The organism is Klebsiella sp. 1SOBk10mer, from assembly GCF_046602535.1.
GTDB lineage: Bacteria > Pseudomonadota > Gammaproteobacteria > Enterobacterales > Enterobacteriaceae > Klebsiella > Klebsiella quasipneumoniae.
In genome coordinates this window covers 298,579-319,924 of record NZ_JBKIUP010000001.1, presented here as the reverse complement: position 1 = coordinate 319,924, position 21,346 = coordinate 298,579, and the positions used below count along the sequence as shown (strand labels likewise).

General features: G+C 59.0%; 19 protein-coding genes and 1 tRNA gene. 14 read left to right on the top strand and 6 right to left on the bottom strand.

The annotated features are described in order from the left end of the window. Positions 1-121: 121 nt before the first annotated feature. The 5 genes from ACLH1I_RS01470 to yejF all read left to right on the top strand — a co-directional run bounded on the left by ACLH1I_RS01470 (position 122) and on the right by yejF (position 7,284). Positions 122-1,684 (top strand): cyclic di-GMP phosphodiesterase, encoded by a 1,563-nt coding sequence (locus tag ACLH1I_RS01470; protein WP_004201655.1) that lies wholly within the window; start codon positions 122-124, stop codon positions 1,682-1,684. A gap of 68 nt (positions 1,685-1,752) precedes the next feature. Next, entirely contained in the window at positions 1,753-3,558 is a 1,806-nt protein-coding gene (locus tag ACLH1I_RS01465) for an extracellular solute-binding protein (RefSeq protein WP_049116734.1), read from the top strand. A 9-nt stretch (positions 3,559-3,567) separates the two neighbouring features. Further along, positions 3,568-4,668, top strand: a complete 1,101-nt coding sequence (locus tag ACLH1I_RS01460) for a microcin C ABC transporter permease YejB (RefSeq protein ID WP_151628803.1) — start codon at positions 3,568-3,570, stop codon at positions 4,666-4,668. Continuing rightward, entirely contained in the window at positions 4,668-5,693 is a 1,026-nt protein-coding gene (locus ACLH1I_RS01455) for a microcin C ABC transporter permease (protein WP_017899313.1), read from the top strand. Before ACLH1I_RS01460 ends, ACLH1I_RS01455 begins: the two co-directional genes overlap by 1 nt. A gap of 1 nt (position 5,694) precedes the next feature. Continuing rightward, positions 5,695-7,284 carry a microcin C ABC transporter ATP-binding protein YejF gene (gene yejF, locus ACLH1I_RS01450; protein ID WP_151628805.1) on the top strand — a complete coding sequence of 530 codons (1,590 nt, stop codon included), beginning with the start codon at positions 5,695-5,697 and terminating at the stop codon, positions 7,282-7,284. Between the two features lie 3 nt (positions 7,285-7,287). Here the strand turns inward: yejF and ACLH1I_RS01445 are convergent, their stop codons facing one another. From ACLH1I_RS01445 to rsuA, 3 genes are all read right to left on the bottom strand, one after another. Continuing rightward, positions 7,288-7,632, bottom strand: a complete 345-nt coding sequence (locus tag ACLH1I_RS01445) for a YejG family protein (RefSeq protein WP_002912974.1) — start codon at positions 7,630-7,632, stop codon at positions 7,288-7,290. 330 nt (positions 7,633-7,962) lie between these two features. Continuing rightward, entirely contained in the window at positions 7,963-9,159 is a 1,197-nt protein-coding gene (locus tag ACLH1I_RS01440) for a Bcr/CflA family multidrug efflux MFS transporter (RefSeq protein ID WP_004201661.1), read from the bottom strand. Beyond that, positions 9,156-9,875, bottom strand: coding sequence for a 16S rRNA pseudouridine(516) synthase RsuA (gene rsuA / locus ACLH1I_RS01435; protein WP_004201662.1), 720 nt, complete (start codon positions 9,873-9,875; stop codon positions 9,156-9,158). The genes ACLH1I_RS01440 and rsuA overlap by 4 nt, the downstream gene beginning before the upstream one ends. A gap of 147 nt (positions 9,876-10,022) precedes the next feature. Between rsuA and ACLH1I_RS01430 the strand changes: the two genes are divergently transcribed. Next, complete coding sequence (locus ACLH1I_RS01430; protein WP_017899311.1) at positions 10,023-11,780, top strand: DEAD/DEAH box helicase; 1,758 nt, start codon at positions 10,023-10,025, stop codon at positions 11,778-11,780. 136 nt (positions 11,781-11,916) lie between these two features. Further along, positions 11,917-12,201, top strand: coding sequence for a 50S ribosomal protein L25 (gene rplY, locus ACLH1I_RS01425; protein WP_004201664.1), 285 nt, complete (start codon positions 11,917-11,919; stop codon positions 12,199-12,201). A 58-nt stretch (positions 12,202-12,259) separates the two neighbouring features. Here rplY and ACLH1I_RS01420 read toward each other — a convergent pair whose 3' ends face one another. Next, positions 12,260-13,147 (bottom strand): LysR family transcriptional regulator, encoded by an 888-nt coding sequence (locus tag ACLH1I_RS01420; protein ID WP_017899310.1) that lies wholly within the window; start codon positions 13,145-13,147, stop codon positions 12,260-12,262. Positions 13,148-13,250: 103 nt separating this feature from the next. On the opposite strand from ACLH1I_RS01420, the gene ACLH1I_RS01415 reads away from it, so the two are divergent. Further along, entirely contained in the window at positions 13,251-14,537 is a 1,287-nt protein-coding gene (locus tag ACLH1I_RS01415) for a serine hydrolase domain-containing protein (protein WP_017899309.1), read from the top strand. A gap of 20 nt (positions 14,538-14,557) precedes the next feature. Here ACLH1I_RS01415 and ACLH1I_RS01410 read toward each other — a convergent pair whose 3' ends face one another. Then, complete coding sequence (locus ACLH1I_RS01410) at positions 14,558-15,154, bottom strand: NUDIX domain-containing protein (protein ID WP_017899308.1); 597 nt, start codon at positions 15,152-15,154, stop codon at positions 14,558-14,560. A gap of 81 nt (positions 15,155-15,235) precedes the next feature. Between ACLH1I_RS01410 and ACLH1I_RS01405 the strand changes: the two genes are divergently transcribed. Continuing rightward, entirely contained in the window at positions 15,236-16,003 is a 768-nt protein-coding gene (locus ACLH1I_RS01405; RefSeq protein ID WP_017899307.1) for a DeoR/GlpR family DNA-binding transcription regulator, read from the top strand. 13 nt (positions 16,004-16,016) lie between these two features. Here the strand turns inward: ACLH1I_RS01405 and yejK are convergent, their stop codons facing one another. Next, entirely contained in the window at positions 16,017-17,024 is a 1,008-nt protein-coding gene (gene yejK, locus ACLH1I_RS01400; protein ID WP_004144267.1) for a nucleoid-associated protein YejK, read from the bottom strand. A 186-nt stretch (positions 17,025-17,210) separates the two neighbouring features. Between yejK and ACLH1I_RS01395 the strand changes: the two genes are divergently transcribed. The 5 genes from ACLH1I_RS01395 (at position 17,211) to eco (ending at position 21,330) form a co-directional block, all read left to right on the top strand. Beyond that, complete coding sequence (locus tag ACLH1I_RS01395; protein ID WP_004195346.1) at positions 17,211-17,438, top strand: YejL family protein; 228 nt, start codon at positions 17,211-17,213, stop codon at positions 17,436-17,438. 18 nt (positions 17,439-17,456) lie between these two features. Then, complete coding sequence (yejM, locus tag ACLH1I_RS01390) at positions 17,457-19,217, top strand: LPS biosynthesis-modulating metalloenzyme YejM (RefSeq protein WP_004201669.1); 1,761 nt, start codon at positions 17,457-17,459, stop codon at positions 19,215-19,217. Between the two features lie 76 nt (positions 19,218-19,293). Beyond that, positions 19,294-19,370, top strand: a tRNA-Pro gene (locus ACLH1I_RS01385). A 185-nt stretch (positions 19,371-19,555) separates the two neighbouring features. Beyond that, entirely contained in the window at positions 19,556-20,665 is a 1,110-nt protein-coding gene (locus ACLH1I_RS01380) for an AI-2E family transporter (protein WP_004201670.1), read from the top strand. 173 nt (positions 20,666-20,838) lie between these two features. Further along, entirely contained in the window at positions 20,839-21,330 is a 492-nt protein-coding gene (eco, locus tag ACLH1I_RS01375; protein ID WP_004201671.1) for a serine protease inhibitor ecotin, read from the top strand. Positions 21,331-21,346 lie beyond the last annotated feature (16 nt).

Sequence of the window (21,346 nt, the reverse complement as noted above, 5' to 3'; positions counted from 1 at the left end):
GTTTTTTTTTGCCACCTGATTCTGAACGACGCAAAATAAGCTATGTCTTTTAAGTGGGAATGAGAAAAACGACGACTGACAACCCGTTGCTGCGCATCAATAACACGGAAAGACTATAGCTATGCTGACTCGCTACTTTTCGCCCCAGCGTAAAACCTGGATAACCAGCTTGTGCGTGGGAGTTATCGTCGCGCTACTGGCCGGCAGCATTCAGTTTATGGTGATTTACCATAACCGGGCGGAGCGTTTCGACGCCATTATCAACAACGTTAATACCTATCTGAAGAGCTACTTTCACGACCTGCGGCAGACCATCGACGGCCTGCAGCCGCTGGTGGACCAGCCCTGCGAGAATATTGACTCCGGGCTCACCTCCCATGCCGCTTTCAGCCCTAACGTCCGCGCCTTTCTGCTGGTCAAAAACGGCGTGGCCTTTTGCTCCTCGGCAACCGGCGCCATGGATACCCCCCTCACCCAGCTGATCCCGGCCATTGATATCCGCAAACCCCTTGATATGGCCATTTTGCCGGGCACGCCGATGATGCCGAAGAGCGCGGCGCTGGCGTTGTGGGTAGGAAAACCTGGTGATAAAAACAGCGGCATTTTCGTGTCGATTAACGCCAATCTCACACCGTATATCCTCTATTCTGCACGGCAGAATGATTTCAGCGGCATTGCGCTGGCCATCGATCACACCGCCATCTCCACCTTCAGTAACCGGCTGGTGGATCCGCAAACGCTGCATGACGCGCCGATCCGCCAGACACAGATCGAGGGTTTACCGCTGAAGGTCTACCTGTATGCCAACAGCTGGCTGGCGGAAAATACGCAGTTTGCTCTGCTGCTCGGGGTGGTGTGCGGCCTGCTGGCGGGGCTGCTCTGCTATTACGTGCTGACGATCAAATCCGATCCGCGAAAATCCATTCTCCTGGGGATCAAAAACAACCAGTTCTACATCGTCTATCAGCCGGTGGTGAATGCTCAGACCTTGCGGATCATGGGCGTGGAGGTTCTGATGCGCTGGCGCCATCCGGTGGTGGGCGAAATCCCGCCTGACATCTTTATTAACCTCGCGGAAACCCAGCAGATGATCGTGCCGCTGACCGATCACCTGCTGGCGCTGATCGCCCGCGACGCGCCGGCGCTGCAGCGTATTCTGCCGCGCGGCGTCAAGCTGGGGCTGAATATTTCCCCTGCGCATCTGCAGGCCGACAGCTTCCGCGACGATATGCTGCGCTTCACCGCCGCCCTGCCCGCCGGCCATTTTCACGTGGTGCTGGAGGTGACCGAGCGGGCGATGATTGATAAAGAAAAATCGATGGCTAACTTCGCCTGGCTCCACCGCCAGGGATTCGAAATCGCGATTGATGATTTTGGCACCGGGCATAGCGCGCTGATCTATCTTGAGCGCTATAACTTCGACTATCTGAAGATCGATCGCGGCTTTGTGCAGGCGATTGGCACAGAAACTGTTACCTCGCCGGTGCTGGATGCGGTGCTGACCCTCAGCCGCCGGCTGAAATTAATGACCATCGCCGAAGGGGTGGAGACCCAGGAGCAGGCGGAGTGGCTCCGCGCTCAGGGGGTTCATTTCCTGCAGGGGTACTGGATCAGCCGGCCGCTGTCGCTGGCGGCGCTGGTGGCCGCGCACGATGAACCCGCGAACTATTTCACAACGCGTTAAGTCTCACTTATGATGCGGGAACAGAAGTCGGCCATGGGGGCCGGCTATGACGGGGTATTCTGCCGCCTATGTATGCGCGACTTTTTCTGCTTCTGCTTGCTCTGTTTAGCCTGAGCGCTAACGCGCAATCCATTCAGGAAAGCGTCGCCTTCGCGATTATCGGCGAGCCCAAGTACGCCGCCGGTTTCAGCCATTTTGATTATGTCAATCCACAGGCGCCGAAAGGCGGTACCCTCACCCTGGCGGCAATCGGCACCTTCGACAACTTCAACCGCTATGCGCTGCGCGGCAATCCCGCGGTACGAACTGAGGCGCTCTACGATCCCCTGTTCACCACTTCGGATGATGAGCCCGGGAGCTATTATCCGCTGATTGCCGAGCGGGCGCGCTACGCCGGGGACTATTCATGGATGGAGATCGCTCTCAACCCCCGCGCCCGTTTTCACGACGGCACGCCAATCACCGCCCAGGATGTCGCTTTTACCTTCAAGAAGTTTATGACCGAAGGGGTGCCGCAGTTCCGCCTCTTTTATAAAGGCACCACCGTGAAGGCCATCGCGCCGTTGACTGTGCGTATCGACCTCGGCCAGCCCGGTAAAGAGAATATGCTGAGCCTGCTGAGCCTACCGGTGATGCCCGAGGCGTTCTGGCGCCATCACAAACTTAGCGACCCGCTGTCAAAGCCGCCGCTGGCCAGCGGACCCTATCGCATCAGCGCCTGGCGGATGGGACAGTATATTACCTATTCCCGGGTCGCCGACTACTGGGCGGCCGACCTGCCGGTCAACCGCGGTCGCTGGAACTTCGATACGCTGCGCTATGACTATTATCTTGACGACAACGTCGCTTTTGAAGCCTTTAAAGCCGGGGCCGTTGACCGCCGGGAAGAGACGGTCGCCAAAAACTGGGCTACCCGCTACGTTGGCCGCAACTTCAGCCGCGGCTACATCATCAAAGAGGAGTATGCCAACACCTCGGCGCAGGATACCCAGTGGCTGGCGTTCAATATCCAGCGCCCGGTATTCGCCGATCGCCGGGTGCGGGAGGCCATTACCCTGGCGTTTGATTTTGAATGGATGAACAAAGCGCTGTTCTACAGCGCCTATCAGCGCGCCAACAGCTATTTCCAGAACACCGAATATGCCGCCCGCAGCCTGCCCGACGCGGCCGAACTGGCCCTGCTGACGCCGATGAAAAACGAACTGCCCCCCGAGCTCTTCAGTCAGGTTTACCAGCCGCCGGTCTCCCGCGGCGATGGCTTTGACCGCGCCAACTTACTCAAAGCCGACGCCCTGCTCAACGCGGCAGGCTGGACGGTGAAGAACCAGCGCCGGGTTTACGCCGCCACCGGCAAGCCGCTGCGCTTTGAGCTGCTGATGCCGGCCGGAAGCAATGACCGCTGGGTGCTGCCGTTCCAGCACAACCTGCAGCGCCTGGGGATCGTCATGGATATTCGTCAGGTGGATAACTCGCAGTACAGCAACCGCCGCCGCAGCCGCGATTACGACATGATGCCAAGCCTGTGGCGTGCCATGCCCTGGCCGGGGACCGACCTGCAAATCTCCTGGGCGTCAGACTATATTCACTCCAGCTACAACGCGCCGGGGGTGCAGAGTCCGGTGGTAGATAAACTGATTGCGCAGATCCTGCAGTGGCAGGGTAATAAGCAGAAGCTGATCCCGCTCGGCCGGGCGCTGGACCGCGTCCTCACCTGGAACCACTATATGTTGCCGATGTGGTATATGGCGCAGGACCGCACCGCGTGGTGGAATAAATTCTCGTTCCCGAAAACCCGCCCCATTTATTCGTCCGGCCTTGATACCTGGTGGTATGACGTGAACAAAGCGGCCACCCTCCCCGCGGACAGACGCTAAGGACATACCATGGGCAGTTACCTGATCCGCCGTTTGCTGTTAGTGATCCCCACCCTGTGGGCCATCATTACCATTAACTTTTTTATTGTACAGATCGCTCCCGGCGGCCCGGTCGACCAGGCCATCGCCGCCATCGAATTTGGTCAGCACGGCGGAATGCCAGGCGCCGGCGACGGCGGGATGGGCGCCAGCCATGCCCGCACCGGCGCCGGCGCCGGCAATATCAGCGAGGGGCACTATCGCGGCGGGCGCGGCCTCGATCCGGAAGTCATCGCCGAGATCACCCACCGCTACGGCTTCGACAAACCGCTGCACGAGCGCTACCTGAAGATGCTGGGCGATTATCTGCGCTTTGATTTTGGCGACAGCCTGTTTCGCAGCGCCTCCGTGCTGCAGCTGATTAAAGACAGCCTGCCGGTCTCGGTGAGCCTCGGGCTGTGGAGCACGCTGATCATCTATCTGGTCTCCATTCCGCTGGGCATCCGCAAAGCCGTTAGCAACGGCAGCCGCTTTGACATCTGGAGCAGTACGCTGATTATCATTGGCTATGCGATCCCCGCCTTTCTGTTCGCCATCCTGCTGATAGTGATTTTTGCCGGCGGCAGCTATTTCGACCTTTTCCCGCTGCGCGGTCTGGTCTCGCCAAACTTCGACACCCTGCCGTGGTATGAAAAGATCCTCGACTATCTGTGGCACATCACCCTGCCGGTGCTGGCGACGGTGATCGGCGGCTTCGCCGCCCTGACCATGCTGACCAAAAACAGCTTCCTCGACGAGATCCGCAAACAGTATGTGGTCACCGCCCGCGCCAAAGGGGTCGGGGAGAAACAGATCCTCTGGGGACACGTGTTCCGCAACGCGATGCTGCTGGTGATCGCTGGTTTCCCGGCCACCTTTATCAGTATGTTCTTTACCGGCTCGCTGCTGATCGAAGTGATGTTCTCGTTGAATGGTCTGGGGCTGCTGGGCTATGAAGCGACGGTCTCCCGCGACTATCCGGTGATGTTCGGGACGCTCTATATTTTCACCCTGATCGGCCTGCTGCTAAATATCGTCAGCGATATTAGCTATACGCTGGTCGACCCGCGTATTGATTTTGAGGGCCGCTAATGTCGTTCTTCAGTCCCGTTAATCAGGCCCGCTGGGCGCGCTTTCGCCACAACCGTCGCGGTTACTGGTCGCTGTGGCTGTTTTTAATTCTCTTCCTCTGCAGCCTGGGGGCTGAGCTGCTGGCTAACGATCGGCCGCTGCTGGTGCAGTACCGGGGCCAGCTGTACGTCCCGGTATTAAAAAACTACACCGAGCAGACCTTCGGCGGCGCATTCGCCACCGCCGCTGACTATCAGGATCCGTGGCTGCAGCACCAGCTGGCCAGCCACGGCTGGGCGCTTTGGCCGCCGGTGCGCTTCGGCGCGACGACGATCAATTTTGCCAGCACAGTTCCTTTTCCCTCGCCGCCCTCAGCCAGCAACTGGCTCGGCACCGACGCCAACGGCGGCGATGTGCTGGCGCGGATCCTCTATGGGACGCGCATCTCGGTACTCTTTGGCCTGCTGCTGACGCTGTTCTCCAGCGTGCTGGGGGTGCTGGCCGGGGCGATCCAGGGTTATTACGGCGGTAAAATCGACCTCTGGGGGCAGCGTTTTATCGAAGTCTGGTCCGGCATGCCGACGCTGTTTCTGATCATTCTGCTCTCCAGCGTCGTGCAGCCGGGCTTCTGGTGGCTGTTGGCGATCACCGTCCTGTTTGGCTGGATGACACTGGTGGGCGTGGTGCGCGCTGAATTTCTCCGCACCCGCAACTACGACTACATCCGGGCGGCGCAGGCGTTAGGGGTCAGCGACCGGCAGATCATCCTGCGGCATATGCTGCCCAACGCGATGGTGGCGACCCTCACCTTCCTGCCTTTTATTCTCTGCAGCTCTATTACCACCCTGACGTCGCTGGATTTTCTCGGCTTCGGCCTGCCGCTTGGCTCGCCCTCACTCGGCGAGCTGCTCCTGCAGGGCAAAAACAACCTGCAGGCGCCCTGGCTGGGTATTGCCGCGTTTCTTTCCGTCGCCGTGCTGCTGACGCTGCTGATTTTCATCGGTGAAGCGGTTCGCGACGCCTTTGACCCCAGTAAGGCGGTGTAATATGACCCACCCGCTGTTAGCTATCGACAATCTCTCTATCGCCTTTCGCCAGCAGGGCGAGACGCAGACCGTCGTGCATAATCTGTCGCTCGAGGTGGCGGTCGGCGAAACGCTGGCCCTGGTGGGTGAATCCGGCTCCGGTAAGAGCATCTCCGCCCTGTCGGTGCTGCGGCTGCTCCCTACCCCGCCGGCCAGCTACCCCAGCGGCGATATCCGTTTTCATGGCCAGTCTCTGCTGCATGCGGATGAGGCGACCCTGCGCGGCGTGCGCGGCAACCGGATCGCGATGATCTTTCAGGAGCCGATGGTGTCGCTCAATCCCCTTCATACCCTGGAAAAACAGCTCTACGAGGTGCTGTCGTTACACCGGGGAATGCGCAAAGAGGCGGCGCGCGGGGAGATCCTAGACTGTCTGGAGCGCGTCGGGATCCGACAGGCGCCGCGGCGGCTGGCGGACTATCCGCACCAGCTCTCCGGCGGCGAGCGCCAGCGGGTGATGATCGCCATGGCGCTGCTGACGCGCCCTGAGCTGCTGATCGCCGACGAGCCGACCACCGCTCTCGATGTGTCAGTGCAGGCGCAAATTCTGCAGCTGCTGCGCGAGCTGAAGCTGGAGCTGAACATGGGGATGCTGTTTATTACCCATAACCTGAGCATCGTCCGCCAGCTGGCTGACCGGGTGGCGGTAATGCAGAACGGCCGCTGCGTGGAGCACAATCACTGTCGAGCGCTGTTCAGCGCGCCGGCTCATCCCTACACCCAACGCCTGCTGGATAGCGAACCGGACGGTGAGCCGGTGCCGTTGGCCTTCGATGCCCCGGTGCTGCTGCAGGTGGACGATTTAAACGTGGCATTTCCTGTTCGCAAAGGGATCCTGCGCCGGGTTGTCGATCACCATCGGGTGGTCAACAGCCTCAGTTTTCAGCTGCGCGCCGGCGAGACGCTGGGGCTGGTGGGCGAATCGGGCTCGGGGAAAAGCACCACCGGTCTGGCGCTGCTGCGCCTGATCTCATCCGAGGGCAGGATAACCTTTACCGGTCAGCCGATTCAGGGGCGTAACCGTCGACAGCTGCTGCCGCTGCGCCGACAAATGCAGGTGGTTTTTCAGGATCCGAACTCGTCGCTCAATCCGCGCCTGACGGCGCAGCAGATTATTGAAGAAGGATTGCGCGTCCACCAGCCGACGCTGACGGCAGTCGAACGCGAACAGGCGGTAATCCTTGCCATGCAGGAGGTCGGGCTCGATCCGGCCAGCCGCCAGCGCTACCCGGCGGCATTCTCCGGCGGCCAGCGCCAGCGTATCGCCATCGCCAGAGCGTTAATCGTCAAGCCGCAGCTGATCGTCCTCGACGAGCCGACTTCCTCGCTGGATAAAACCGTTCAGGCGCAGATCCTGAATCTGTTGAAAGCATTACAGCTGAAGCATCAGCTGGCCTATATTTTTATCAGCCATGATTTAGGCGTGGTGCGCGCGCTGTGTCACCAGGTGATGGTGCTGCGGCAGGGAGTGGTGGTTGAACAGGGCGAGTGCCAGTCCGTCTTCAGCGCGCCCCGGCATGAGTATACCCGCCAGCTGCTGGCGCTAAGCTGACGGTCAGAAAGGGTTATTGCCGGAGAAGGGCTCGGCGATCGCCACGCCAAAATTTTTCAGACGACAGGTGGCGGCAAACTCATCCTGCAGATTAACGAACAGGCAGGGTTCGCCTTCGCACTCAAGAACGGAACAGTCGACTTCGATGTCGCTTAACGCCTGGCTGAGCTTATGCATCACCGGCCAGGCTTTTTCACCGTCCGGACTCAGCAGTTTCAGGGCGACGAGACTGTTTTCGTTCTGCGCGCCGTTTTGCGGAATCGGTTCAACTCTGGAACCCGCAAAACCGGCCAGCCAGCGATAGCTCTGCGGCAGACGGTGTACGATAGAGAGTTGTTGTGTATTCACGTGGTTTCCCCGGAAGCAAAAGGCTTCACAATAAATTTACATCAATATTAACACACTGTTGACAAATAGTCCTGCTCAGACGCAGAAAACGTTTACAGCCGCGTCGGACCAGGGTTAAGCGCTTATATTCCAGCGTGTTATTTTTTAACCCGGCAAGCCGATTGGCGCTATATGTACCCGTTTCTGTGATCCAAAACAACTTTTTTATCGCAACAATGCGACTTTTTACACTAATTGATTTTACATAAAGGAAACAAATCACAGAACCCTGAAGCCCATTGCGGTTGACATGCATCAAGAAAGGGGCGATTTCGCCCCTGAAAATGTGACCTAGCGTGCGATTTTTCGCCGGCGGGAAGCGTAAAGCGAGAAGAAAATAGAGCTGGTGGCGCAGAAGGCGATAGAGATCAGCATCGGCCAGGCGGTGGTAAAGGTCGCCATCGACAGCAGCGCGCCGATAATCGCCCCGATACCAAAGCGGAAAGTCCCCGCCAGCGACGAAGCGGTGCCCGCCATATGCGGAAACTCATCGAGGATCACCGCCATAGCGTTAGACGACACCATCGATACGCAGCCAACGAAGGCCGCCACGCCGATCACCAGCGACCAGAAACCGACGTCGAGCAGCGCGCAAACCACCATCCACACCGCCATGGCAAACTGGATCCACAGCCCGGCGCGGAACATGCGCAACGCCCCTACCCGCCGCACAAACCGGCTGTTGAACATGGTCATCAGGAACAAAAAGACAATGTTCAGCGCAAAATAGTAGCCAAAGTGCTGAGGCGCAACGTGGTTAATATTGATATAGACGAAAGGCCCGGCGCTTAGGAAAGAGAACATGCCCGCGAAGCTAAAGCCACTCGCCAGCATATAGCTCAGGACCCGCTTATGGCGGAACAGGGTGGCAAAGTTACCCAGCGTGGTGCGCAGGTGGAACGGCTGACGCCTTTCAGCCGGTAGCGTTTCGCGGATAAACAGGCCGATCATCAGCGAGGCCAGCAGGGCCACCAGGGCAAGGATCCAGAAAATGGCATGCCAGCTGAACCAGACCAGCACCGCCCCGCCGACCATCGGCGCCACCAGCGGCGCAATGGTCGTCACCAGCATGACAAACGACATCATCCGCGAAAACTCATCTTTCGGATAGATGTCGCGCATCAGGGCGTTAATCACCACGCTGGCCGCCGCGGCCGCCAGACCGTGGAAGAAGCGCATGGCGATCAGCATCTCGATGGTCTGCGACAGGGCGCAGGCCACCGCGGCCGCCGCGAAGACCAGCGTTCCGCCGAGGATCACCGGCTTGCGGCCGAGGCTGTCAGCCATCGGACCGTACAGCAGCTGACCCAACGCAAAGCCGAGGATATAGGTGCTGAGGGTCATCTGCGCGCTGCCGTCCGGCACGTGGTACTGGGCAGCGATCACCGGCAGGGCCGGGAGGTACATATCGATCGACAGCGGCATCAGCATGGCCAGCAGGCCAAGGATAAACACAATCCCCAGTGAAGAATTCTGCTTCAGCGTCACGTTTTACTCCGTGGCTGCGGGGCGCCCACGCTGGCGATTTCCGCTTCCGTCAGCGGACGATATTCACCCGGCGCCAGCGATTCATCCAGCTGGATGTCGCCGATGCGTTCCCGATGCAGGCCAACCACGTGGTTACCCACGGCGGCGAACATGCGTTTCACCTGATGGTAGCGGCCTTCGCTGATGGTGAGGCGCACTTCGGTCGGAGTGATAATTTCCAGCACCGCCGGTTTGGTGAGATCTTTTTCGTTATGCAGCTGGACCCCTTTGGCGAACAGCTCCGCGGTCCCTTCCGCCAGCGGGCTTTCCAGCGCCACCAGATAGGTTTTTTCACAATGGTGGCGTGGCGAGGTAATGCGGTGCGACCACTGGCCGTCATCGGTCATCAGCACCAGTCCGGTGGTGTCGATATCCAGCCGTCCGGCGGCGTGCAGCTTATGCGCCACCGGCTCGTCGAGGAAATAAAGGATAGTCGGATGATCGGGATCGTCGGTGGAACAGACGTACCCTTGCGGCTTGTTGAGCATAAAATAGCGCGGGCCGTTCTGCTGGGTCAGCGTGTTCCCGTCATACTCCACCTCGTGCTCCGGCTGAAGCTTAAAGGAAGCATCTTTTACAATGTCGCCGTCCACGGTAACGCGGCTGCCGCGGATTTCACGCCCGGCAATAGCCCGGCTGACGCCAAGCTGCTGAGCGATAAACTTATCAAGTCGCATGAGATTTTTTTAGCCTGTCAAAGTGCTGGAGCGGGCAAATCGCCCGAAAAAGAAGAATTTCACTGGCTAGTATAACGGGCTCTTAACACCACTCAAGGGAAAAGATTCATGGCATACTATTCGCGAGTTAATTAGCCCCGTGAATTCATGACTTTTACATTACGTCCTTACCAACAAGAAGCCGTCGATGCCACCCTCGCCTGGTTCCGTCGCCATACCGAGCCGGCGGCGATTGTCCTGCCCACCGGCGCGGGCAAAAGCCTGGTGATCGCCGAGCTTGCCCGCCTGGCCCGCGGCCGCGTGCTGGTGCTGGCCCACGTCAAAGAGCTGGTGGCGCAGAATCATGCCAAATACTGCGCCCTTGGCCTTGAGGCGGATATCTTTGCCGCCGGTCTGCAGCGAAAAGAGAGCCACGGCAAAGTGGTGTTCGGCAGCGTACAGTCGGTGGCGCGCAATCTCGACCAGTTTCGCAGCGAATTTTCGCTACTCATCGTCGATGAATGCCACCGCATCAGCGATGATGACGACAGCCAGTATCAGCAGATCATCGGCCACCTGCGGCAGGTTAATCCGCAGATCCGGCTGCTCGGCCTGACGGCCACTCCGTTCCGCCTTGGCAAGGGCTGGATCTATCAGTTCCACTACCACGGGATGGTGCGCGGCGATGAAAAGGCCCTGTTCCGCGACTGCATCTATGAGCTACCGCTGCGCTATATGATTAAGCACGGCTACCTGACGCCGCCGGAGCGCCTAGATATGCCGGTGGTGCAGTACGATTTCAGTCGCCTGCAGGCGCAAAGCAACGGCCTGTTCAGCGAAGCCGATCTTAACCATGAGCTGAAAAAACAGCAGCGTATCACCCCACATATCGTCAGCCAGATCGTGGAGTTCGCCGAAAGCCGCAAAGGGGTGATGATCTTCGCCGCCACCGTGGAGCACGCCCGGGAAGTGACCGGCCTGCTACCGGCAGGCCAGGCGGCGCTGATCACCGGGGAAACCCCGGGTCCGGAACGGGATCGCATCATCGAGGCGTTTAAAGCGCAGGAGTATCGCTATCTGGTGAACGTCGCGGTGCTGACAACCGGCTTCGACGCCCCGCACGTCGACCTGATCGCCATCCTCCGCCCCACCGAGTCGGTGAGTCTTTACCAACAGATCGTTGGCCGCGGCCTGCGCCTGGCGCCGGGAAAAACCGACTGCCTGATCCTCGACTACGCCGGCAACCCGCACGACCTGTACGCCCCGGAAGTGGGAACGCCGAAGGGTAAAAGCGACAACGTGCCGGTGCAGGTCTTCTGCCCGGCCTGCGGCTTCGCCAATACCTTCTGGGGCAAAACCACCGCCGACGGCACCTTGATTGAACACTTTGGCCGCCGCTGCCAGGGGTGGTTCGAAGATAACGACGGCCACCGAGAACAGTGCGACTTCCGCTTTCGCTTCAAAAACTGTCCGCAGTGCAACGCGGAAAACGATATCGCCGCCCGCCGCTGCCGGGAGTGCGACACCATTCTGGTTGACCCGGACGATATGCTGAAGGCGGCGCTGAAGCTGAAGGACGCGCTGGTGCTACGCTGCAGCGGCATGGCCCTGCAGCACGGCGGCGACGAGAAAGGCCCGTGGCTGAAAATCACCTACTACGATGAAGACGGCGCCGACGTCAGTGAGCGCTTCCGTCTGCAGACGCCCGCCCAGCGTACCGCCTTTGAGCAGTTGTTTATTCGCCCGCATACCCGCACGCCGGGGGTGCCGCTGCGCTGGATAACGCCGGCGGATATCGTGGCCCAGCAGGCGCTGCTGCGCCATCCGGACTTTGTCGTCGCCCGCATGAAAGGCCAGTACTGGCAGGTGCGGGAAAAAGTGTTCGATTATCAGGGGCGTTTTCGCCGCGCCAACGAGCTGCGTTAATCACCCGAAAGCTGAGGTTTTGATTGCCCGGGTGTCGTTTGGCGGCTATAATGCCGCCCGCTTTTGCATTCGCAAAGCAGATAATCCGCCTGTTGCTGGGTCGCCTGTAGCAGGCTTTATATATAGAGAGACATCAATGTTTACTATCAACGCAGAAGTACGTAAAGAGCAGGGTAAGGGTGCGAGCCGCCGCCTGCGCGCAGCTAACAAGTTCCCGGCAATCATCTACGGTGGCGAAGCTGCTCCGGTTGCTATCGAACTGGACCACGACAAAGTTTGGAACATGCAGGACAAAGCTGAGTTTTACGGCGAAGTTCTGACCGTCGTGGTTGATGGCAAAGAAGAAAAAGTCAAAGTTCAGGCTGTTCAGCGCCACGCGTTCAAGCCGAAACTGACTCACATCGACTTCGTTCGCGCGTAATCGCCGATAGCAAGTTGTATGGCAAGCGCCCCGGGGTCTTCGGCTCCGGGGCGTTTTGTTATCCGCGCCGCCAAAGCTCCGGCGCCTTGTCCACGATGTCGCTAAGCATCCGGTGCTTATTCATTCCGGGCAGCCAGAGCATCACCATGGTGACGTTCAGCCCCTGACTGCCGACCTCCGTCGCGATTTCACTGACTCCCTGCCACTCGCCTGGCCGCAAATGGTCCGGTAAAAACCCCCAGCCCCTCCCCTGCTCCAGCGCATGGCGCAGCAGAGTAATTTCGTTCATATACAGCGTATGGCCGGAGATCTGCAGCCGGCGGGCAATCTGATCGTCACTGCGCCGGTGCATCACTAACTGCGGCGTCAACGAAAGATTCAATAGCGTCAGCGGCCGCGGAGCGTCGTGGAACAGGCTGTCCGCCGCGTAGAAACGCAGATCCACGGTGCCGAGCGCCCGCCACTCCATTTCGCTCCCCAGCGTGCGGTTGTTAGCCTGGCACAGCGCCATATCCGCCACGCCATCGCTCAGCGCCTGCTCGGCTTCGCGCCGCGAGGCGCTCCAGCAGCTCAGGCGGATCTGCCGCCGGGCCAGCGTATCGGCCAGCGCGCAGAGAAAATCACGTGGGATAAAGGGATCGTACACCAGACGCAGCGCCTGTCCGGTGGTTTGCGGCAGCGTTTGCGCAAAAGACTCGAAAGCCTGCGCCTGGCGCAACAGCAGATGCGCCTGACGAAAAAGCTGCTCGCCTTCGTCGGTTAAGGTCAGGGTACGCCCTTCCCGGCTGAACAGATGGTAACCCAGCGCGTCTTCCAGATAGTCCAGCAGATCGCGCAGCGTGGTTCGGTCTTTACCTAACCGAATGGCCGCCCGCGACAGGCTGCCGGTCTCGGCGATGGTGGCGAATGCTTCAATCTGCGCGAAAGAATATTGCAGGGTTTTCATCCTTCTCTCCCTTACGGGGGAAAATCCCCCCTGTGCTGATTTTAGCCGGCGCGCGCCGATTTATATACTGCGCAGCGAATCTATGGCAAACGAGGAAAGGAAGATGATAAGAAAACCACTGGCCCTGGCGTTAATCCTGGCGGCGCTGCCGGCGGCGGCAATGGCGCAAAACTGCGGCGGCCTGACGCTGGATGTCTGCCCAACGCCTTACGATCAAACGCTACCCGCGGCCAAAGACATGCTCAGCTGGGATCAGACTTCACGCGTGATTGGCTTTCGCAATGACTATCGCAACTATGCCGGGGATGTCTTCCGCCACGGCGACTCAGTGCCGCTGGAACGCGCTGAAAAACAATTGACCGATGCCCGCTATACCCTTAACGGCCACACCTGGACCCTGCAGGATTACCTGAAGCGCGAGAACGTCAGCGGTATGCTGGTGCTGAAAGACGGCAAAGTCGCCTGGAAATATCTTGGCGACGGCAACACCGATACCACCCTGTGGACCTCACGCTCGGTGGGAAAATCGGTGGTCTCGACGCTGGTGGGTATCGCCATTCAGCAGGGTAAGATCCACTCCCTCGATGATCTGATTACCGTTTATGAGCCCGAACTGAAAGGCACCGCCTGGGACGGCGTGACGCTGAAGCAGTTAATTCAGCACACCAGCGGTGTGGAATGGAATGAAGACTACACCGACCCGCAGTCGCACTTCGCCCGCCTGACCCAGTGCGAGGCGCAGCCCGGCGCCTATGCCTGCGTGCGCAAGATCGTCACCGGCCTGGCGCGCCAGCATCCGGCGGGGGAGCAGTGGTCCTACTCTTCCGGCGGCGCCTGGCTGTTGGGCGATATCCTGGAGCGCGCCACCGGTATGCCGCTGGCCGCCTGGCTTGAGCAGTCGCTGTGGCAGCCCGCCGGGATGGCCCACGACGGCGTATGGCATGCTTATCAGCAAGGGAAGCATGATGTTGGCGCCCATGGCTTTAACGCCACCCTTGAAGACTGGGGCCGCTTCGGCGAATTCGTCGCCCGCGATGGTCGGTTAAGCAACGGCAAAAAGCTGGTGCCTGCGGGCTGGTTCGATCAGGCCGCAAGCTGGACCACAGCGCTGAACTCGGTCTCGGCGGCGCATCCGGAAGGTATCTACGGCTATCAGTGGTGGAATAACGCCATTCCGGCGAATGCGCAAAACGTCCAGCCGACGCCGCAGGAAGGGCTGAAGGACTCGCTCTGGGCGCTGGGTATCTACGGCCAGGTGATCATGGTGAACCGCGCGGAACACCTGGTGATCGTCCAGTGGTCGACCTGGCCGCAGGCGGAACCCTCCTTTAACGCCCAGCCGCTGGAAGCGGCGCTGATGTACAGCGCCATTGCCCGCGAGCTGCGTTAACCCCCCCAGCTCCTTGCCGCTCAGCCGGCGAGGAGCGTGTCGGCATTCAGCGCCAGGTGCTGCAGCAGGATAATGGTTTTGGCATCCATGATCTCGCCATCGCGAATGGCCTGCAGCGCCCGCGCCAGCGGCCACTCCAGCACTTCAATGTCCTCACCTTCCGCCGCCAGCCCGCCGCCCTCTCCCTGCCGGTCATCGGCCTGATATTCGGCGATAAAAAAGTAGAGTTTTTCGGTGACAGATCCGGGGCTCATAAAGACGGTGAAGACGGGCTCGATGCGCGTCACCCGAAAGCCGGTCTCCTCTTCCGCTTCGGCAACGATCCTCGCCTCCGGCGAGGCGTTATCCAACAGCCCGGCCGCCGCTTCAATGAGATATCCGTCGTGACCGTGAGTAAACACCGGAAAACGGAACTGACGAGTCAGGACCACCGTTCGCTTTTCCCGGTTGTAGAGTAAAATGACCGCGCCGTTGCCGCGATCGTAGGCCTCGCGGCTCTGCTCCTGCCAGCGTCCGTCCCGGCGCTGCAGTTCAAAGGTATATTTTTTCAGCGTGTACCAGTTATCAGAGAGCAGCTTCTCGCGAATGTGGCGGACGTGCGGTGCATGAGTTTGCATGTTATATCCCCTTTAAGATGACAGCAGGCACCATAACATGCATAATCGTGCACAAACAAGATCACTCGTGAAGGAAAAATCATGCTCGCCAGTCAACGAAAACAGCAAATCCTGCAGATTCTTGCGGAGGAAAAACAGGTGATGTCCGGGGAGCTGAGCCAGCGGTTTAACGTCTCAGAGGACTCCATTCGCCGCGACCTGCGCGAGCTGGCGGCGGAAGGAAAACTGCAGCGGGTCCACGGCGGGGCGCTGCCGGTCTCCGCTGCCATCGCCCCTATTGAAACACGCAAAAGCGTGCAAATCGCCTCCAAGCAGGCGGTGGCGCGCGCCGCCGCCGCCCTGATCCAGCCGGGACAGGTGGTGATTGTCGATGGCGGCACCACCACCGCGGCGATGATCGACTTCTTACCCGCCGACCTCAGCTGCACGGTGGTCACCCATAGCCCCGGCATCGCCGTGGCGCTGGTCGATCACCCGCGAATCGAGGTGATCCTGCTTGGCGGCAAAGTGTTTAAGCATTCAGTTGTCGCCGTCGGCCCCGAAACGCTGGAAGGAATGGCGCGGATCAACGCCGATGTGTTCTTTATGGGGGTGACCGGCGTCCACCCGCGTGCGGGTTTTACCACCGGTGATTATGAAGAGGCAGGCATCAAGCGCGCGCTGGCGGCCAGGGCCGCGGAAACCGTGGTGATGGCCTCCCGGGAAAAGCTCAACGCCGCGTCGGCCTTTGCCATCGGCGAGCTGAACCTCGCCAGTACGCTTATCGTCGATGGGGATCCCGACGCCGCGCTGCGCCAGCAGCTGGTGCAGCGCGGCGTGGAGATCGTCCCCGTTCAGCGGTCGCGCTGACGGGGCGCGGCGCTTAGTTGCCGCCGGAGGTCCGGCGCTGCAGCTGGTCGCGCAGGTTCGGCGGGGTGCCCTTAATGGTCAGAGTATCGGTGGCGGGATCCCAGAATACGCGTTCGCCCAGCAGCATCGCGTCGAAGTTAATGGTTAAACCGCCGCCGCTGCCGGCAAACTTGGTCAGCTGGCGTAAGGTGCTGCGATCCGCCGGGAAGCTCTCTTCCAGTTCGTAACCCTGTTCGGCGGTGAATTCCTGGAAGCTCTTTTCGCTGACGCCAGCCAGCTCTTTGGACAGCGATTCCAGCTCAATCTCTTCCCCGGCCTGCAGCTGTTCGTTGCAGTACGCATAGACCTGCTGACGCACATTCTGTCGCTCGGATTTATCAAGCTGCGCGTCGGCGGCGAAGTCGTCCACCGCCTGCAGCAGGCCGCGGTTCTGCGCTTTGGCGTTGAGGCCTTCGCTGGCCCCGAGGAAATCCATAAAGAAATCGGCCACTTTGCGCCCCACCCGCCCTTTCAGGAAGGTTAAGTAGCGGGTCGACTCCGGGTTGGTTTCCCACTCGGTCAGATCGATGCGCGCGACGATATCGGCATGGTTAATATCCAGATAATGGGTCGAGCGGATATCCAGCTCTTCGTTGACGCGCATACTGCTCAGGTTATTGAGCACCGCCACCAGCAGATACTCGACCGCCAGGTAACGATACTGGCAGAAGAGGACAATGCCCCCTTCGGCGAACGGGTATTTCGCCAGCTCATCGCGTAGGCGGCCGGTCGCCGCGCGGCTGAACGCCAGAAACTCCTCTTCGCCCTGACGCTGCAGGCGCAGCGCCTGCGCCAGTTCGCTCTCTTCATTGAACAGCCCATAGGCTTTGCTTTTGGCGCTATAAACCCGGTGCAGTTCAGCCATCATCTCGACGACCGTCGCGTTCGGCTCCAGCAGTGACTCGCGCAGCACCAGCTCCAGATTTTGTTCATCACGTTTGATTAACTGATGCAGGGCAATCTGGTCGATATCCAGACTCATGTTAAACTCTCCTTTTAGACCGGGCGGTATTCAACCACCGCCGGGTAGCCGACGCAACTGGCGCCACACATTTCGACGTCATGACTGACGATCGGTGCGCTTTTGCGCCGCGGCGAAAAAATGCGGAAAAAAAGCTGCTGCTACGGTAATATGTTGCCCTTTCACGAACAAACAGATTTTGAGTTTATGCCGCAAATTTCCCGCTATAGCGATCAACAGGTCGAACAGTTGCTCAGCGAGCTGACGAACGTCCTGGAATCACACAAAGCCCCGGTTGACCTTTCACTGATGGTGTTAGGCAATATGGTGACCAACCTGATCAACAGTAGCGTCGCGCCGGCGCAGCGTCAGGCCATCGCCCGTTCTTTCGCGCAGGCTTTGCAATCTTCGATTAACGACGATCCAGCGCATTAAGGATAACAGCAACAGTATATGGTGACTCTACGTCAGCCCTACCGAGAAAAAGTCTCCCAGATGGTTAGCTGGGGGCACTGGTTCGCCCTGTTCAACATGTTGTTGGCCATGGTGCTCGGCAGCCGCTACCTTTTTGTCGCCGACTGGCCGACGACGCTTGCCGGACGACTCTTTTCGTACGTCAGTCTCGTCGGGCACTTCAGCTTCCTGGTGTTTACCAGCTATGTGCTGATCCTCTTTCCGTTGACCTTTATCGTGGTCTCGCAGCGCCTGATGCGCTTCCTGTCGGTGATCCTTGCCACCGCCGGGATGACGCTGTTGCTGATAGACAGCGAGGTCTTTACCCGCTTCCATCTTCATTTAAATCCGGTGGTCTGGGAGCTGGTCATCAACCCTGACCAGAATGAGATGGCGCGCGACTGGCAGCTGATGTTTATCAGCGTCCCGGTCATCTTTTTGATTGAAATGCTCTTCGCCACCTGGAGCTGGCAAAAGCTGCGCAGCCTGACGCGCCGCCGCCATTACGCCCGCCCGGTGGCCTGGTTCTTCTTTTTGTCGTTCGTCAGCAGCCACCTGGTCTATATCTGGGCGGATGCCAACTTCTATCGCCCGATCACCATGCAGCGAGCGAATCTACCGCTTTCCTATCCGATGACCGCCCGTCGTTTCCTTGAGAAACATGGCCTGCTCGACGCCCAGGATTATCAGCGTCGCCTGGTGGAACAAGGGGCGCCGGAGGCGGTATCGGTCCAGTATCCGCTCAGTAACCTGCGCTACCGCGACCTCGGCGCGGGCTATAACGTGTTGCTGATCACCGTCGACAACCTGAACTACTCGCGGTTTGAAAAGACGATGCCGGCGCTGGCGGCGTTTGCCAAAGAAAACGTCAACTTTACCCAGCATATGAGCTCGGGCAATACCGCCGACAGCGGCCTGTTTGGCCTGTTCTACGGCATTTCGCCAGCCTATATGGACGGTGTCCTCTCGGCGCGTATTCCCGCAGCGCTGATCACCGCCCTCAACCAGCAGGGCTACCAGCTGGGGCTGTTCTCTTCCGATGGGTTTAGCAGCCCGCTGTATCGCCAGGCGCTGCTCTCCGACTTCTCGCTGCCGAGCGCGAAGACCCAGAGCGACGAGCAGACCGCCAATCAGTGGATCAGTTGGCTGGACCGTTACGCGCAGGATGAGAATCGCTGGTTCTCGTGGATCTCGCTGAATGGCACCACTCTCGACGACACGCAGCAGCAGAACTTTGTCCGCCGTTATAGCAAGGCGGCAGGCGACGTTGATGCCCAGATCGATCGGGTGCTGACCGCGCTGCGCGAAGCCGGCAAGCTCGATAATACGGTGGTGATTATCACCGGCGGCCACGGCAAGCCGCTTAACGTCAAACACGACTCATTCGACTGGTCGCGCGAGCAGCTGCAGGTGCCGCTGGTTATTCACTGGCCGGGCACGCCAGCCCAGGAAATTGCCACCCTGACCGATAACAAAGATGTGATGACCACGCTGATGCAGCGCCTGCTTCACGTTTCGACGCCGGCCAATGAGTATTCGCAGGGTGAAGATCTGTTCAGCGCCGCGCGGCGTCGGAACTGGGTCACCGCGGCCAACGGCGATACGCTGGCCATTACCACCCCGACCATCACCGTGGTCCTCAACCATAACGGCACCTACACCACCTGGAGCCGCGACGGCGAGAAAATCAAAGATCAGAAACCGCAGCTCAGCCTGTTGCTGCAGGTCCTGACCGACGAAAAACGCTTTATCGCTAACTGATTGATTAATTATGAATCAATCGCGCGCGACCCGCTTGCATTCGCCTGGGGAACGGGTAATATTGTTCCCCACGCGTCGGCACGTAGCGCAGCCTGGTAGCGCACCGTCATGGGGTGTCGGGGGTCGGAGGTTCAAATCCTCTCGTGCCGACCAAAAATCCCAGAGAAACCAGCCTTTTAAGGCTGGTTTTTTTATGTCTCTCTTTTACGCCCGTCCCCCACCTCGTTGAATTTGTGCCCTTTCCGCACCACAGCGTATAGAGTACGACTATCCTGATGGTAAATTACGTCGTAGCATCTATTATTCGACCGTATGACTCATAAGCAGGAGCGGATGACATGAGAGTTAATGGACTTACCAAAGGATTTTTCATCCTTATCGTCTTCATTGTAACCCTGGCCTTTTTTGATGTTCTCTCACCCTACTATTCCGCCATTCTCTGGGCCGCGATCCTCGCGGTGATTTTTAATCCGGTCAAAAACAAAATTCGCACCCGCCTCGGCGAGCGTAATGGCCTGGCGGCGCTGATGACCATCGTCATTATCTGCCTTATCGTGTTTACGCCACTGGCGATTATCCTGTCGTCACTGGCCTACGAGCTGAACGTGGTGTACAGCAAACTGCAGCATAACGATACCCAGTTCCCGACGGTGGTCGCCAGCCTGATTGCCCACCTCCCCGGCTGGGCCAGAAGCTTCCTGGCAGAACATAACCTTGATAGCGCGCAGCAGATCCAGCAGCAGCTCTCCGATGTCGCCCTGAAAGGTGGCCAGTATCTGGCCGGCAGCGCGTTTCTGATTGGCAAAGGGACCTTTGGCTTTACCGTCAGCTTCGGCATCATGCTGTACCTACTGTTTTTCCTGCTGAAGGATGGACCTTACCTGGTGCTGTTGATCCTCGAATCTCTGCCGTTATCCAGCTATGTGAAGCAGCACCTGTTCGCTAAGTTCGCCGCAGTGGCCCGCGCCACGGTAAAAGGCACCGTCGCCGTGGCGCTGGCGCAGGGGGCGCTGGGCGGCTTAGCCTTCTGGATCGCCGGTCTGGACGGCAGCATTCTCTGGGGGGCGCTGATGGCGTTCCTGTCGCTTATCCCGGCGGTGGGCTCGGCTATTATCTGGGTGCCGGCGGCTATTTACCTTTTTGCTACCGGCCAGTTGTGGCAGGGCGCCTTTATTGTCGGCTTCTTTGTCGTTGTGATTGGTCTGGTGGACAATATTCTGCGTCCGCTGCTGGTGGGCAAGGATACCAAGATGCCGGACTACCTGATCCTGATCGCCACTTTAGGCGGCATGGAGATCTACGGTATCAATGGATTCGTGATCGGGCCACTGATCGCCGCCTTGTTTATCGCCTGCTGGAATTTGCTGTCGGGACGGGAACATGCTGGCAACACCGATGAAATCGATGAAGAGTTTATTGAGGAAGCGAAAAATAGCCGTACTGAATAGCTTCTCCGGCAGGCGTCTGGCGGCCCGCCAGCGCCTCTGTTGCGCTCTGAACGCTGCCCTTTTGCCAGTAGATAACACTGTTCACTTTGCAAAAAATGGTAAATAAATCTTAACATTCAGCTAAGTGATGATAGGCTATCCCTGTCAGGAACGAAAATAAAGGATGATCAACCGTGAAAAAAATCACTACGCTAGCCGTTTCTCTGCTCACCGCCGCCTGCATGTCTGCCGGCGCCCTGGCCGCAGACCAGCCGCTGGAAAAAGTCGCGCCGTTCCCGAAAGCGGAAAAAGGCATGAAGCGTCAGGTTATTCAGCTGCCGCAGCAGCAGGATGAGTCGGCGTTGAAGGTTGAGCTGATGATCGGCCAGACGCTGGAAGTCGACTGCAACCACCATCGTTTTGGCGGGCAGCTGGAAAGCAAAACCCTGGAAGGCTGGGGTTATGACTACTATGTCTTTGATAAGCTGAGCGGCCCGGTATCCACCATGATGGCCTGCCCGGACGGCAAGAAAACGAAGAAATTTGTTACTGCCGGCCTCGGCGATGACGCTATGCTGCGCTACAACAGCAAGCTGCCGATCGTCATCTACACGCCGACTAATGTCGATGTAAAATATCGCATCTGGCGCGCCGACGAGACTATCGGCAACGCCGAGATCCGCTAAGGCGCGCAATTAAATC

Coding starts and splice junctions, on each gene's coding strand:
- ACLH1I_RS01470 (WP_004201655.1), top strand. CDS start 122: ATGCTGACTCGCTACTTTTCGCCCCAGCGTAAAACCTGGATAACCAGC.
- ACLH1I_RS01465 (WP_049116734.1), top strand. CDS start 1,753: ATGTATGCGCGACTTTTTCTGCTTCTGCTTGCTCTGTTTAGCCTGAGC.
- ACLH1I_RS01460 (WP_151628803.1), top strand. CDS start 3,568: ATGGGCAGTTACCTGATCCGCCGTTTGCTGTTAGTGATCCCCACCCTG.
- ACLH1I_RS01455 (WP_017899313.1), top strand. CDS start 4,668: ATGTCGTTCTTCAGTCCCGTTAATCAGGCCCGCTGGGCGCGCTTTCGC.
- yejF (WP_151628805.1), top strand. CDS start 5,695: ATGACCCACCCGCTGTTAGCTATCGACAATCTCTCTATCGCCTTTCGC.
- rsuA (WP_004201662.1), bottom strand. CDS start 9,875: ATGCGACTTGATAAGTTTATCGCTCAGCAGCTTGGCGTCAGCCGGGCT.
- ACLH1I_RS01430 (WP_017899311.1), top strand. CDS start 10,023: ATGACTTTTACATTACGTCCTTACCAACAAGAAGCCGTCGATGCCACC.
- rplY (WP_004201664.1), top strand. CDS start 11,917: ATGTTTACTATCAACGCAGAAGTACGTAAAGAGCAGGGTAAGGGTGCG.
- ACLH1I_RS01420 (WP_017899310.1), bottom strand. CDS start 13,147: ATGAAAACCCTGCAATATTCTTTCGCGCAGATTGAAGCATTCGCCACC.
- ACLH1I_RS01415 (WP_017899309.1), top strand. CDS start 13,251: ATGATAAGAAAACCACTGGCCCTGGCGTTAATCCTGGCGGCGCTGCCG.
- ACLH1I_RS01410 (WP_017899308.1), bottom strand. CDS start 15,154: ATGCAAACTCATGCACCGCACGTCCGCCACATTCGCGAGAAGCTGCTC.
- ACLH1I_RS01405 (WP_017899307.1), top strand. CDS start 15,236: ATGCTCGCCAGTCAACGAAAACAGCAAATCCTGCAGATTCTTGCGGAG.
- yejK (WP_004144267.1), bottom strand. CDS start 17,024: ATGAGTCTGGATATCGACCAGATTGCCCTGCATCAGTTAATCAAACGT.
- ACLH1I_RS01395 (WP_004195346.1), top strand. CDS start 17,211: ATGCCGCAAATTTCCCGCTATAGCGATCAACAGGTCGAACAGTTGCTC.
- yejM (WP_004201669.1), top strand. CDS start 17,457: ATGGTGACTCTACGTCAGCCCTACCGAGAAAAAGTCTCCCAGATGGTT.
- ACLH1I_RS01380 (WP_004201670.1), top strand. CDS start 19,556: ATGAGAGTTAATGGACTTACCAAAGGATTTTTCATCCTTATCGTCTTC.